The sequence below is a fragment of the Kitasatospora albolonga genome (assembly GCF_039535905.1).
Classification (GTDB): Bacteria; Actinomycetota; Actinomycetes; order Streptomycetales; family Streptomycetaceae; genus Kitasatospora; species Kitasatospora albolonga.
This window is the reverse complement of record NZ_BAAAYB010000125.1, coordinates 59,451-72,560: the sequence shown is the minus strand read 5'-3', so window position 1 is coordinate 72,560 and position 13,110 is coordinate 59,451. Positions and strand designations below refer to the sequence as shown.

Here is a 13,110-nt window from a genome sequence, read left to right as displayed (position 1 = left end):
GTGGGGCCCGCCGAAGGAGAGCGACTGACCATGGGCCTGATGGACAACCTCAAGGGCAAGGCCGAGGAGCTCAAGGGCAAGGCCAGCGAGCTCGCGGGCAAGCACGGCGACAAGATCGACCAGGTGGTGGAGAAGGCCGGGGCGGCCGCGGACAAGGCCACCAAGCACAAGTACACCGACAAGATCGAGACCGGCACCAGCAAGGCCAAGGGCGCGGTCGACCAGTTCGCCGCCAAGCCCAAGGACGACGGCCCGAGTCAGAACTGACCGCCCGTCAGCTCCAGGAGGCGACGAAGTACCCGACCCCGTACGGGGCCTCGTCGTACCGGAGCCGCCCGCTCAGCCCGGCGCCCTGCGCAGCTCCCGCGAGGACCTGCCAGGGCGCCCGGCCGTCCGCCTGCAGCTCGGCCGAGAGTGCCGGGTCCAAGGCCCTGAGCGCCTCGGTGTCGGCCTCGGCCAGCGCCTTGGCGGCGTGCACGTCGTACGGCTCGGCCCGCTCGTCCAGGTAGCCGGGGGCCTTGACGGTGCGGCAGGCGCTGCCGCCGCCGAGCACCAGCAGCCCGACCCGGTCGGCCAGCTCGGCCAGGCCCTCGCCGAGGCCGGTCAGCCGCTCCACCGGGGCGTCCGCGGGGACGGCGCAGGCGTGCGTGGGCACCGTGATCCCGGCCTGCTCCAGCAGCCAGGCCCCGACGGTCAGCGAGGGCGCGAGCTCCGGGCCCTCCGCCACCGGCCCGGGCAGCCGGACCACCCGGGGCACCCCGTAGCGGTGGAACGACCCGATCCCGCCCTCGGTCCACACCCCGGGCTCCGGCCCGGCACCGACCACCACGACCAGGTCGACCTCGCCGAGCTCCCGGACCGCCTCCAGGCAGGCCTCGCGCAGCGCGTCGAGTTCGGACGCGGCACCGGCGGCCACCTCGGGCACGAGCAGCGGCGGGCAGGGGCAGACGGCGGCGGCGACAAGCATGTCGATCACTCTAACGGGCAAGGCCCCGGAGAGCCGTGTGCTCCCGGGGCCTCGTGACGCGTCGGAGATCAGGCGTCGCAGCAGCCACCCGTGGGCGCGAGCGGCAGCGGGGCCGGGGCGCCGATCTTGGGGAGGCCGAGCAGCACGCCGGCCGGCTTGGCCGGCGGGGTGCCCTGGCGCTTCTCCCACGCGTCGCCCGCGCGGGTGCGGCGGACCGACAGGGTCGGACCCTCCGCCAGCAGGTGGTGCGGGGCGGCGTAGGTGATCTCGACCGTCACCACGTCGCCCGGGCGGACCGGCTCGACGGGGCGGGTGAAGTGGACCAGCCGGTTGTCGGGCGCCCGGCCGGAGAGCCGGTCGGTCCTGTCGTCCTTCTTGCCCTCGCCCTCGGCGACCAGGACCTCCAGCACCCGGCCGACCTGCTTCTTGTTCTCCTCCCAGGAGATCTCCTCCTGGAGGGCGACCAGCCGCTCGTAGCGCTCCTGCACCACGGCCTTGGGGATCTGGCCCTCCATCTCGGCCGCCGGGGTCCCGGGGCGCTTGGAGTACTGGAAGGTGAAGGCGTTGGTGAAGCGGGCCTCCCGGACCACGTGCATGGTCTGCTCGAAGTCCTCCTCGGTCTCGCCCGGGAAGCCGACGATGATGTCGGTGGAGATCGCCGCGTCCGGCATCGCCTCGCGCACCTTGCGGATGATCCCGAGGAAGCGGTCCTGCCGGTACGAGCGGCGCATCGCCTTGAGCACGGTGTCCGAGCCCGACTGCAGCGGCATGTGCAGCTGGTGCATCACGTTCGGCGTCTCGGCCATCGCGGCGATCACGTCGTCGGTGAAGTCGCGCGGGTGCGGCGAGGTGAAGCGGATCCGCTCCAGGCCCTCGATCTGCCCGGCCGCCCGGAGCAGCTTGGAGAAGGCCTCGCGATCGCCCAGGTCGGAGCCGTAGGCGTTGACGTTCTGCCCCAGCAGGGTGACCTCGATGACGCCCTCGCCGACCAGCGCCTCGATCTCGGAGAGCACGTCGCCGGGGCGGCGGTCCTCCTCCTTGCCGCGCAGCGCGGGGACGATGCAGAAGGTGCAGGTGTTGTTGCAGCCGACCGAGATCGCCACCCAGGCCGCGTACGCCGACTCGCGCCGGGTCGGCAGGGTGGACGGGAAGGTCTCCAGCGACTCCAGGATCTCCACCTGGGCCTGCTGCTCGATCCGGGCCCGCTCCAGCAGCGCGGGCAGGTGCCCGATGTTGTGGGTGCCGAACACCACGTCGACCCACGGGGCCTTCTTGACGATGGTGTCGCGGTCCTTCTGCGCCAGGCAGCCGCCGACGGCGATCTGCATCGCCTTGTGCTGCTGCTTGTCGGCGGCCAGGCGCCCGAGGTTGCCGTACAGCTTGTTGTCCGGCGTTCTCGCGCACGGCGCAGGTGTTGAACACCACCAGGTCGGGCTGCTCGCCGTCCTGGTCGGCCCTCACGTACCCGGCGTCCTCCAGCAGCCCGGAGAGGCGCTCGGAGTCGTGCACGTTCATCTGGCAGCCGTACGTGACGACCTTGTAGCTCTTGGAATCCTGGCTCGTACCCACGGACCTAGGGTACGTGGAAGCGGATCGGGCTCCTCGCCCTCTCTCCCCATCCGCGCCCGGCCTGGCAGTATCCAACCCCATGACCTGGAGACCCCGTGCCGCCCTGCGCACGGCGGCCCGCAGCCGGCTCGGCCGGGTGGCCGCCGTGTTCCTGCTGGTCGTGGCGCGGCCGGGGGCTGGTGGGCCACCGCCGCCGACCGGACCTGACTACCCGCGCGGCGAGACCGGCTTCGCCACCGGCGTCCCCCGGGGCGTGTACGACCGGTACGGGATCCTGCTGCGCACCTACCTGCACGACAACCTCCCCGGGGTCGAACTGCGGCTCGACAACTCCCAGGGCTCCGTCGACAACCTCGACCGGGTCGCGGCCGGGCGGGACTCCTTCGCCATCGCCACCGCCGACGCGGTGGCCAGCTACCGGGGGGACGGCAGGGACCGGATCCGCGCGATAGCCCGGCTCTACGACGACTACCTCCAGCTGGTGGTGCCGGCCGACTCGCCGGTGCAGCGGACCGCCGACCTCAAGGGCAGGCGGGTCGGGGTCGGGCAGAGCCGGTCCGGCGTCCAGCTGGTGACCCGGCGGCTGCTGGCCTCGGCCGGGCTGGACCCGGACGTGGACGTGTCGGCCTCGATGCTCGGTGTCGGCGACGCCGCCGACCAGTTGAGGAACGGTCAGCTCGACGCCTTCTTCTGGTCCGGCGGGCTGCCGACCAACGCGCTCACCGACCTGTCCGAGCGCTTCCCGATCCGGATCGTCCCGCTCGGCGACCTGGCCGAGGCGGTCCAGCACGTCGAGGGCGGCGGGGCCGACGCGTACCGCGCCGCGACCATCCCGGCCGACGTCTACCCCAAGGCCCACCCGGCCGGCACCGCGGTCGCCACGCTGGCGGTCCCGAACCTGCTGATCACCCGTGAGGACGTCGACTCCGCCCTGGTCCAGCGGATGACCAAGGCCGTGATCGACAGCCGCGACCGGATCGGCTCCGAGGTCCACGCCGCCCAGGTCGTCGACCTCCGCACCGCCGTCTACACCGACCCGCTCCCCCTCCACGCCGGCGCCAGCGCGTACTACCGCTCCGTCAAGCCGTAGGCACCGCGGGGGCTGGCGAAGGTGGCCACCCCGGGGGCGCGAGGAACTGCGCGAGTACGGAAGGCGGCCCAGCGCTATGTCGGGGCAGGTGAGCCAGTTGCACGTGCTGCCGTTCCCCCGCGCGCCCTCGCGGCGGAGCCGCAGATCAGCAGAGCCTCGCGCCCCCCGGGATTACCTGGGACGAGGCACTGTCAGGCGGACGGTGAGCCCCGTGGGGTCGACGGGGGTGAAGTCGAGGGAGCCGCCGCCGGCCAGGAGGAGGGTGCGGGCGATGGAGAGGCCGAGGCCGGAGCCGTCGACGTTCTGGTGGCGGGGGCTGCGCCAGAAGCGGTCGCCGATGCGGGCGAGCTCCTCCTCGGTGAGGCCGGGGCCGGCGTCGGAGACAGTGAGGGTGAGTTCGCGCTTGTCCTGTTCGAGGCCGAGGCGGACCGCCTCGCCGCCGGGCGTGAACTTGAGGGCGTTGTCGAGGACGGCGTCCAACGCGCTGCCGAGGCCGATCGGGTCCGCCAGCCCGACCGCCGTGGCGGGGCCCTCCCAGGCGAGGCGGATGCCGCGCTGGTCGGCGACCGGCCGCCAGGCGTCGATGCGGGCCAGGACGAGGGCGGTGAGGTCGACCCGCTCCGGTTCGGGGCGGGCGTGCTCGGCGGTGGCGAGGCCGAGCAGGTCGTCGAGGACGCGGGCCAGCCGGGTGCCCTCCTCGCGGACGGCGCCGAGCTCCTCCTCGTGGCCCTCGGGCAGCTCCAGGCCGAGGAGTTCGACCCGGAGCAGCAACGCGGCCAGCGGGTTGCGCAGTTGGTGGGAGGCGTCCGCGACGAAGGCCCGCTGCTGGTCGAGGGCGAGCAGCACGTTGTCCGCCATGTCGTTGAACGAGCGGGCCAGGCGCCGGAGTTCGGGCGGGCCGGAGCTGGGGGCGACCCGGGCGTTCATCCGTCCGGTGGCGATGTCGTGGGTGGCCCGGTCGAGGGTGCGCACGGGGCGCAGCACCCAGCGGGTGAGCCGGACGGCGAGCAGGACGGCGGCGACCATGGCGAGGGCCTCGCCGGCGCCGAGCCAGAGCCAGCGGTCCAGCACCCGGGAGCGGAGTTCGCCGGTGGGCGACTCGGTGATGACCACGGCGATGACGTCGCCGTCGCGGACCACCGGGGCGGCCACCGTGATGGTGCGCTCCGGGGTCCAGGGCCAGACCTGCGGCGGGTTCTTGCTGCGGCGGCCGTCCACCGCGTCCTGGAAGGCCCGGGCTCCGGGGCCGCCCTCGGGGACCTGCCAGCCGGCCGGGGCGACCGCGACGGCGCTGCCGTCGCGGTGGAAGACGCCGGCCCGGATGCCGTACAGCTCGTGGTAGCGCTGGACCTCGGCGGCCAGCGAGCGCAGCCGTCCGGTGTCGCCGTCCTCGGGGACGGCGGAGCCCTTGACGGCGGTGCCGGCCGGGGGCAGGCCCTGGGTGGGGAGCTGCTGGGCGAAGCGGGCGGCGTCGTCCATCCGGTCGACCACCACCAGGCTCTGCTCGGCGGCGGCCTTGGCGGCGGCCAGCGGGACCCCGAGGGCGGCCAGGACGGCGGCCATCAGGGAGAGCAGGATGCCGAGCAGGCGGGTGCGCACGGGGGTTCAGCTCTCCCGGGCGGGGGCTGACGGACCGTCGGAGGCCGGCTGCTCGGGCATCAGGCGGTAGCCGACCCCGCGCACCGCCTCGACCAGGCCGGGCAGCGCGAGCTTGGTGCGCAGCGAGCCGATGTGCACCTCGAGGGTGCGGCCGTTGCCCTCCCAGCCGGAGCGCCAGACCTCGCTGAAGATCTGCTCCCGCCGGTAGACCACGCCGGGGCTCTGGGCGAGCAGCGCCAGCAGGTCGAACTCCTTGCGGGTGAGCGGGACGTCGCGCCCGTGCACGCTGACCCGGCGGCGCTCGCGGTCGATCAGCACGCCGCGGGCCTCCAGCGGGCCGGGCTGGTCGACGGGCTCGGAGGGTTCGGCGGCCTGGCCGCGGCGGGCCACCGCGTGGATGCGGGCGAGCAGTTCGCCCATGTCGTAGGGCTTGGTGACGTAGTCGTCGGCGCCCAGGTTGAGGCCGTGGATGCGGGAGCGGATGTCGGCCCGGGCGGTCACCATGATCACCGGGACGCTGCTGTGGGCGCGGATCCGGCTGCACACCTCGAAGCCGTCCCGGTCGGGCAGGCCGAGGTCGAGCAGCACCACCCGGTACGGCTCGTTCCCGTCCGGCACCAGGGCGTCCAGCGCCTCGTGTCCGCTGCGGGCGTGCCGGACCTGGAAGCCGTGCCGGCCCAGCACCGCGACCAGGGCAGCGGCCACCCGGTCGTCGTCCTCGACGAGCAGCAGTCGCATGCGGGCCTCCCTCCGGTCCGGCTGTCACGCCTCTTCTGCGTGGGGTACCTGCGGAGTATCGTCCAGTCCGCCCGTTCTGTCACGGCCCGGCCGGCGCATGCCCCGGCGGCACTGCGACGGGTGACCGGGCGTGGCCGGATCGTGATGCTCAAGTTCCGCTCAGATCCGCTGACGTGACAATGTCAGCCGCCCTAGGGTCAGCCGGACCGGGGGCTGAGAGCTCCGCCGGCGACCAGCCCCCGGTACCAGTGCACGGACCCAAGCACCGCCCACGAGGGAGCCAGGCTCGATGACCGAGAACGCCGTGAGTGACTCCGCAGCCGCTCCCCTGGTGGTGCTGAGCGGTGTGAACAAGCACTTCGGCGCCCTGCACGTGCTCCAGGACATCGACCTGGAGATCAAGCAGGGCGAGGTGGTCGTGCTCATCGGCCCGTCCGGCTCCGGCAAGTCGACCCTCTGCCGCACCATCAACCGGCTGGAGACCATCGACTCGGGCGCCATCACCGTCGACGGGCAGCCGCTGCCGGCCGAGGGCCGCCAGCTGGCCAAGCTCCGTGCCGAGGTGGGCATGGTGTTCCAGTCCTTCAACCTCTTCGCGCACAAGACCGTGCTGGAGAACGTGGTGCTCGGCCAGGTGAAGGTGCGCAAGGTCGCGCGCCCCGAGGCCGAGAAGACCGCGCGGGCCCTGCTGGAGCGGGTCGGCCTGGCCGCGCACGCGGACAAGTTCCCGGCCCAGCTCTCCGGCGGCCAGCAGCAGCGCGTGGCGATCGCCCGCGCGCTGGCCATGAAGCCCAAGGTGATGCTCTTCGACGAGCCGACCTCGGCGCTGGACCCGGAGATGGTGAACGAGGTGCTCGAGGTCATGCGCGGCCTCGCGGCCGAGGGCATGACCATGGTCGTGGTCACCCACGAGATGGGCTTCGCCCGCTCCGCCGCCAACCGCGTGCTCTTCATGGCCGACGGCCGGATCGTCGAGGAGAACACCCCGGAGGCGTTCTTCACCGCGCCCCGCAGCGACCGGGCCAAGGACTTCCTTTCGAAGATCCTGCACCACTGACGCCCCGGCTGACCTACCGTCAGTCCCTGTCATGCCCAGAACTTCCCCGGCCCGGCTCCACCGTGCCCCCGATCGAGGAGACAGCTCCCGCATGAGGACCCGTCGTACCATCGCCGCCGCCCTGTCCGTGCTCGCGCTGACCGCCGTCGCCGCCTGCGGCAAGGAGGCCCCGAAGGCCGAAGACTCCGCGGCCAAGCTCCCCACCTACACGGTGAAGACCGACGCCAAGGTCGAGGGCTCGAAGGTCTTCGAGGAGGCCAAGAAGCGCGGCAAGCTGATCGTCGGCGCCAAGTCCGACCAGCCCTTCCTCGGCTTCGAGAACGTCACCACCAAGACCCGTGACGGCTTCGACATCGAGATCGCCAAGATGATCGCGGCCGACCTGGGCTTCGGCCCGGACAAGATCGAGTTCAAGACGATCGTCTCGGCCAACCGCGAGACCGCCCTCCAGGGCAGCCAGATCGACTACTACGTCGGCACCTACACCATCAACGCCGGCCGCAAGGAGAAGGTCGCCTTCGCGGGCCCGTACTACGTGGCCGGCCAGGACCTGCTGGTGAAGAAGGACAACACCGCGATCACCGGTCCCGAGTCCGTCGCGGGCAAGAAGGTCTGCTCGGCCACCGGTTCCACCTCGGTGAAGCAGATCAAGACGTACAACCCGGGCGAGACCATCGAGTACGAGACCTACGCCCAGTGCGTGGACAAGCTGCTCACCGACGAGGTCGACGCGGTCACCACCGACGACGCGATCCTCAAGGGCTTCGCGGCCAAGAACGCCGGCAAGCTCAAGGTCGTCGGCAAGCCGTTCTCCAAGGAGCCGTACGGCATCGGCGTCCAGAAGGAGGACCCGGCGTTCCAGCAGGCCGTCATCGCCGCGCTGAAGGCGCACGAGGACAACGGCGACTGGAAGAAGGCCTACGACGCCACCCTCGGTCTCTCGGGCTCCCCCGCCCCGGAGATCCCGGCGCTCACCAACTGACCCGTCTGGTAACGAAAGGAGGGCCGCCGGCATGGGCATACTCTTCGAGGACGGCAATTTCGAGCTGTTCCGGAACGGGTTCCTGCAGACGGTCGAACTCAGCGCGCTGAGCGCCCTGTTCGCCCTGCTGCTGGGTGTCCTGCTGGCGGCCTTCCGGGTCTCCCCGGTCCCGGTGCTGCGAGTCTTCGGCACCGTCTGGGTGAACATCTTCCGGAACACCCCGCTGACCGTCCTGTTCTTCGCGGTGGTCTTCGGACTCCCGCGCCTGGACGTGCACTTCGACCACTTCACCTTCGCGGTGATCGCACTCTCCGCCTACACCGCCTCGTTCGTCTGCGAGGTGATCCGGTCCGGCATCAACACCGTGCCGGTCGGGCAGGCGGAGGCGGCCCGCAGCCTCGGGATGACGTTCGGTCAGACCCTGACCCAGATCGTGCTGCCGCAGGCCGGGCGGACCGTGCTCGGCCCGCTCAGCAGCGTCTTCATCGCGCTCCCCCGCAACTCGGCGGTGGCCGGCGCGTTCAGCGTCCCCGAGCTGTTCAACTTCCAGGCCACGCTGACCGACAAGGGCGCCTCGATCCTGGCCATCTTCTTCTGGGTCGCGCTCGCCTACCTGTTCATCAGCGCCTGTGTCGCCCTGTTCTTCAAGTTCCTGGAATCCCGTCTGGCGGTGGCCCGTTGAGCGCCAAGAGCAGCGTCCTCTACGACGTCCCCGGGCCCCGGGCCCGGATCCGCAACCACGCCCTGAGCGTGGTTGCCGGCCTCGCCCTGCTGGGTGGCCTCTGGTACGTGTTCACCAGCCTGGACGACGCGGGCCAGTTCTCCGCCGAGATGTGGGACGTGTTCGCCTACAAGAACACGCAGGAGACCATCCTCACCGCGCTGCTGGACACCCTGAAGGCCTTCGCCACCGCCGCGGTGCTCTCGCTGGTGTTCGGCGCCCTGCTGGCGATCGGCCGGCTCTCCGACCACAAGCCGGTGCGCGCCGTCTGCACCGCGGTGGTGCAGTTCTTCCGCGCGATGCCGCTGCTGATCATGATCTTCGGGCTCTACGTGGCGGTCTTCACCGCCACCCCGTTCTGGGCCCTGGTGACCGGTCTGACTCTGTACAACGGCGCCGTCCAGGCCGAGATCATCCGCTCCGGCATGAACGCGGTGCCGCGCGGCCAGAGCGAGGCCGGCTACGCGCTCGGCCTGCGCAAGACCCAGGTCATGACGGTGATCCTCACCCCGCAGGCGATCCGGGCCATGCTGCCCGCGATCATCGGGCAGCTGGTGGTCACCCTCAAGGACACCTCGCTCGGGTACGTGATCACCTACCCCGAGCTGCTTTACGTCGGCAAGACGATCGCCGCCACCTGGGTCACCCCGGACGGCTACCCCTACATCCCGGTTGCCATCGTGATCGGCGTGATCTACATCCTCTGCTGCCTCCTGCTGACGGCGCTCGCCAAGTGGCTGGAGGGCTGGAGCCGCCGCGGCGCGAACCGGCGCACAACGTCCGCTGCTTGACGGACACGCAGGTGATCTGTTGCATTGCTCTTCGTGACACCACCCGGGACCCCTGACGCTCCGTCGGCCGCCGCTGCCCCAGCTCGGACCGACCGGTCCGAGGAGGTCCCGTCGTGGATCCGGTGATCATCGTCGGGGCCGGGCCGGTCGGCCTGGCCCTGGCGCTCGCGCTCGCCCGGCACGAGGTGCCGTCCATCGTCCTGGACGAGGGCGCCGGGGTCTGCTCCGAGGGCCCGCGCAGCGTGGTGCTCACCCAGCAGACCACCGGCTTCCTGACCCGGCTCGGCTACCAGCGGGCCGGGTCCGACGCCGTGTACTGGGACGCCTTCACCGTCTACCGGCGCCGCACCGAGGTGCTCCGGCTCCCGCTCACCGGGATCAGCCACCTCCCCCAGCACCGCCTGCACCGCGGCCTGCGGGACGCGGCCACCGCCACCCCGCTGATCCAGCTCACCCCGCACACCCGGCTGGTCGAGCTGGAGCAGGACGGGGACGGCGTCTCGGTCCGCACCCAGCACGTCCAGAACGGCACCTCCACCTGGTGGCGCGGCAGCCACCTGGTCGGCTGCGACGGGGCCCGCTCGGCCGTCCGCAAGCTGCTCAAGGTCCGCTTCCCCGGCCGCCCCGCGGTGGACCGGCACGCCGTCGCCACCCTCCGGGTGGACCTGCCCTTCCCCGGCGAGGCCCGGCTGCACCGCGAGCCGCCGTGGCGCGGCGACCGCGAGGCCTCCGCCCGCCCGCTCCCCGATGGCCTCTGGCGGCTGGACTGGCGGCTGCCGCCCGGCCGGCCGGCCCCCGAGACCCCGGTCGACCCGCACGCCACCTGGCCCGGCATCGTCACCGGCGACACCCTGCTGGCCCGGGTCCGCTCCACCCTGACCGGCTGGTGCGGCGAGCTCCCGAAGTTCGAGCTGCTGGCCGCCGCCGACCACACCGCCCAGCAGCGCCTGGCCGCCCGCTTCCGGGTCGGCCGCTGCTTCCTGGCCGGGGACGCGGCCCACCTGCACGGCGCGCTCGGCATGCAGAACCTCGCCGACGGCCTGCGGGACGTGGACAACCTCTCCTGGCGGCTCGCCCTGGCCTGGCACCTGCACTCCGCGGCCGGCGGCGCCGAGTCCAGCCTGCTGGACGGGTACGAGACCGAGCGGCGCGGCGCGGTCGGCGCCCGGCTGCGCGCGGTGGACCAGTCGATGCCGCTGCTGCGGCCGCTGCGCGGCTGGGCCCAGACCAGGCGCTCGCTGCTGACCGGCTCCTTCCGCAAGCACGCCCCGCTGCTGACCGACGGCCAGCTCGGCACCGGACGCTTCGGCGGCGCCCCTGCCTACCCCGAGGCGCCCTCCGGCGTCCCGGGCCGGGTGCCGCCGCAGCGCGGCCCCAAGGGCACCGCGCTCACCGAGCAGCTCCCGCCGACCGCCCCCGGGGTGCTGGCCCCCGACCTCCCGGTGATCACCACCGAGGGCGCTCCCGACCACCTGCACGCCCGGCTCGGCGGCGGCTTCCTGCTGCTGCTGGTCGCCCCCGGTGCCACCGTCTGGTCCTCCCGGCACTGGCTCTCGGCCGGCCTGATGCCCCGGCTGACCGCGCTGGCCGCCTCGCTGCCGATTCCCGCCGAGGTGCTGGTCACCGACCAGTACCCGGCCGCCGACCCGCACACCGTGCTGCTGATCCGCCCCGACGGCCACGTGGTCGGCACCACCCACGGCGCCGAGCCGGACGCCCTGCACGCCCTCGCCCAGCACGCCCGCGGCGGCCCGGCCCCGATCACCAGCCCGGACCTGACCGGCTCCTGACGACGGGTCACTGGTCCCGGCGGCGCACCGCCAGGACGGTCACCACGACCGAGCCGGCCGCCCAGCAGGCGAGCGTCAGCCAGGCGCCGCCCGGGGTGCCCGGGTAGGGCTGGTGGGCCAGCACGTCGGGGCGCTCGGCCAGGGTGGTCCAGGCCCGGTACGGGGTGGCGTTGCCGAGCAGCGCGGTCCAGTACCGGCGGGTGCTCAGGAAGACCGGTGCCACCAGCAGCAGGAGGGTGGTGGCGGTGACCGCCGAGGCCCCGTGCCGGAGCAGCGCGCCGACCGCCATCCCGGCCAGCGCGGAGACCGGCGCCAGCAGCGCCGAGGCCAGCAGCAGCCGGAGCGCGCCGGGGTGGTCGAGCATCACGGCGGCGTCGTAGCGGGCGAACTGTGCCTGGGTCAGCCAGAACGAGACCGCCGCCAGCAGCACCCCGAAGACCGAGGTGACGGCCGCCAGCACCAGCGCCTTGGCCGCCATCACCGAGCCGCGGGCGGGCACCGCGACGAAGGTGGTGCGGATCAGGCCGGTGCCGTACTCGCCGGTGACCGCGACCGCGCCGAACGCGCCCAGGGCGATCATCAGCACCGTCGCGCCGTTCCCGGTGAAGGCCGACAGCAGGGCCATCCCGTCCGCGACGAAGTCCGCGCGGTCGGCGGGCGCGTGTTCGCCCCAGTAGCGGACCTGGTCCCAGGCGGTGCCGACGTTCAGTCCGAGCACGGCCAGCGCGGTCAGCAGCAAGGTCCCGGTGGTGGAGCGCAGCGACCAGAGCTTGATCCACTCGGCGGCGACCAGGTCGGCGAGGCGGGCCCGGGGTTCGGTGGTGAGGGCCCGGGGTTCGGCGGTGAGGGCGGCGGTGGTCATCGGATGCTCCCGGCGTGGTCGGAGGTGAGGTCCATGAAGGCCTGTTCGAGCGAGGCGGTGCGCGGGCTGAGCTCGTGCAGCGGCAGGTGGTGACGGTGCGCCAGTTCGCCGATCTCGGCGGCGGCCAGGCCGCCGACGGTGAGCAGCTCGCCGTCGGTCCGCACCTGCGCGCCCCGCTCGGCCAGCAGCGCGGCCAGCTCGGCGTGGCCCGGGGTGCGGACGGTGACGGTGGCGCCGCCCCGGGCGGCGAAGGCGGTCAGGCTCTCGGCGGCGATCAGCTCGCCCCGGCCGATCACCACCAACTCGTCGGCGGTGTGCTCCATCTCGGTCATCAGGTGGCTGGAGACGAAGACCGTGCGGCCCTCGGCGGCCAGGCGCCGGAACAGCCCGCGCACCCAGCGCACGCCCTCCGGGTCGAGCCCGTTCAGCGGCTCGTCGAAGAGCAGCACCGGCGGGTCGCCGAGCAGCGCGCCGGCGATGCCCAGGCGTTGGCGCATGCCGAGCGAGTACCCGCCGATCCGGCGGCGGGCCGCGTCGGCGAGGCCGACCTCGGCCAGCACCTCCTCCACCCGGGAGCGCGGGATGCGGTTGCTCCGGGCCAGCGCCGTCAGGTGGGCCCGGCCGCTGCGGCCGCCGTGCACCTCGCTCGCGTCCAGCAGCGCGCCGACCTGCCGCAGCCCGCGCGGCCGGTCCCGGAACGGGCGGCCGTCGATCAGCACCGAGCCGCTGGTGGGGGCGTGCAGGCCGAGCACCATCCGCAGGGTGGTGCTCTTGCCGGAGCCGTTCGGCCCCAGGAAGCCCGTCACCCGGCCCGGACGGACGGTGAAGGTGAGTCCGTGCACGGCGGTCGTGGATCCGTAACGCTTCGTCAGTTCGTTGACCTCGATCATGGCTTCGAGCCTGCCGGGCGGGCCCGGGGCCGGGCGTCGGCCGGGCGGGGGCAC

12 protein-coding genes and 1 pseudogene are annotated in these 13,110 nt (G+C 73.0%); 7 read left to right on the top strand and 6 right to left on the bottom strand.

Features of this window, described 5'->3' with window-relative positions; all coding sequences use genetic code 11:
• The first annotated feature begins 30 nt into the window (after positions 1-30).
• Positions 31-267, top strand: coding sequence for an antitoxin (locus ABD946_RS30750; RefSeq protein ID WP_345288828.1), 237 nt, complete (start codon positions 31-33; stop codon positions 265-267).
• Positions 268-274: 7 nt separating this feature from the next.
• On the opposite strand, the gene ABD946_RS30745 is transcribed toward ABD946_RS30750, so the two are convergent.
• Positions 275-967, bottom strand: a complete 693-nt coding sequence (locus ABD946_RS30745; RefSeq protein ID WP_345288827.1) for a class III extradiol dioxygenase subunit B-like domain-containing protein — start codon at positions 965-967, stop codon at positions 275-277.
• A gap of 68 nt (positions 968-1,035) precedes the next feature.
• A pseudogene (gene miaB / locus ABD946_RS30740) lies at positions 1,036-2,482 on the bottom strand (tRNA (N6-isopentenyl adenosine(37)-C2)-methylthiotransferase MiaB).
• 133 nt (positions 2,483-2,615) lie between these two features.
• On the opposite strand from miaB, the gene ABD946_RS30735 reads away from it, so the two are divergent.
• Positions 2,616-3,626, top strand: a complete 1,011-nt coding sequence (locus ABD946_RS30735; protein ID WP_345288826.1) for a TAXI family TRAP transporter solute-binding subunit — start codon at positions 2,616-2,618, stop codon at positions 3,624-3,626.
• A gap of 171 nt (positions 3,627-3,797) precedes the next feature.
• On the opposite strand, the gene ABD946_RS30730 is transcribed toward ABD946_RS30735, so the two are convergent.
• A complete protein-coding gene (locus ABD946_RS30730) occupies positions 3,798-5,225 on the bottom strand; it encodes a sensor histidine kinase (RefSeq protein WP_345288824.1) in 1,428 nt (475 codons plus the stop codon).
• 6 nt (positions 5,226-5,231) lie between these two features.
• Positions 5,232-5,963: a response regulator transcription factor gene (locus ABD946_RS30725; RefSeq protein WP_345288823.1), complete on the bottom strand. Its 732-nt coding sequence runs from the start codon at positions 5,961-5,963 to the stop codon at positions 5,232-5,234.
• 289 nt (positions 5,964-6,252) lie between these two features.
• Between ABD946_RS30725 and ABD946_RS30720 the strand changes: the two genes are divergently transcribed.
• The 5 genes from ABD946_RS30720 to ABD946_RS30700 all read left to right on the top strand — a co-directional run bounded on the left by ABD946_RS30720 (position 6,253) and on the right by ABD946_RS30700 (position 11,304).
• Positions 6,253-7,020, top strand: a complete 768-nt coding sequence (locus ABD946_RS30720) for an amino acid ABC transporter ATP-binding protein (RefSeq protein WP_380149841.1) — start codon at positions 6,253-6,255, stop codon at positions 7,018-7,020.
• Between the two features lie 91 nt (positions 7,021-7,111).
• Positions 7,112-8,002, top strand: a complete 891-nt coding sequence (locus ABD946_RS30715) for a glutamate ABC transporter substrate-binding protein (RefSeq protein WP_345288822.1) — start codon at positions 7,112-7,114, stop codon at positions 8,000-8,002.
• A 31-nt stretch (positions 8,003-8,033) separates the two neighbouring features.
• Complete coding sequence (locus tag ABD946_RS30710) at positions 8,034-8,684, top strand: amino acid ABC transporter permease (RefSeq protein WP_345288821.1); 651 nt, start codon at positions 8,034-8,036, stop codon at positions 8,682-8,684.
• Positions 8,681-9,514 carry an amino acid ABC transporter permease gene (locus ABD946_RS30705; RefSeq protein ID WP_345288820.1) on the top strand — a complete coding sequence of 278 codons (834 nt, stop codon included), beginning with the start codon at positions 8,681-8,683 and terminating at the stop codon, positions 9,512-9,514. Before ABD946_RS30710 ends, ABD946_RS30705 begins: the two co-directional genes overlap by 4 nt.
• Positions 9,515-9,627: 113 nt before the next feature.
• On the top strand, positions 9,628-11,304 hold the full coding sequence (locus ABD946_RS30700) for an FAD-dependent monooxygenase (protein WP_345288819.1): 1,677 nt from the start codon (positions 9,628-9,630) through the stop codon (positions 11,302-11,304).
• 7 nt (positions 11,305-11,311) lie between these two features.
• On the opposite strand, the gene ABD946_RS30695 is transcribed toward ABD946_RS30700, so the two are convergent.
• Both ABD946_RS30695 and ABD946_RS30690 read right to left on the bottom strand, forming a co-directional pair.
• Positions 11,312-12,166 carry an ABC transporter permease gene (locus ABD946_RS30695; RefSeq protein ID WP_345288818.1) on the bottom strand — a complete coding sequence of 285 codons (855 nt, stop codon included), beginning with the start codon at positions 12,164-12,166 and terminating at the stop codon, positions 11,312-11,314.
• Entirely contained in the window at positions 12,163-13,056 is an 894-nt protein-coding gene (locus tag ABD946_RS30690) for an ABC transporter ATP-binding protein (RefSeq protein ID WP_345288817.1), read from the bottom strand. Before ABD946_RS30690 ends, ABD946_RS30695 begins: the two co-directional genes overlap by 4 nt.
• Positions 13,057-13,110: the final 54 nt, after the last annotated feature.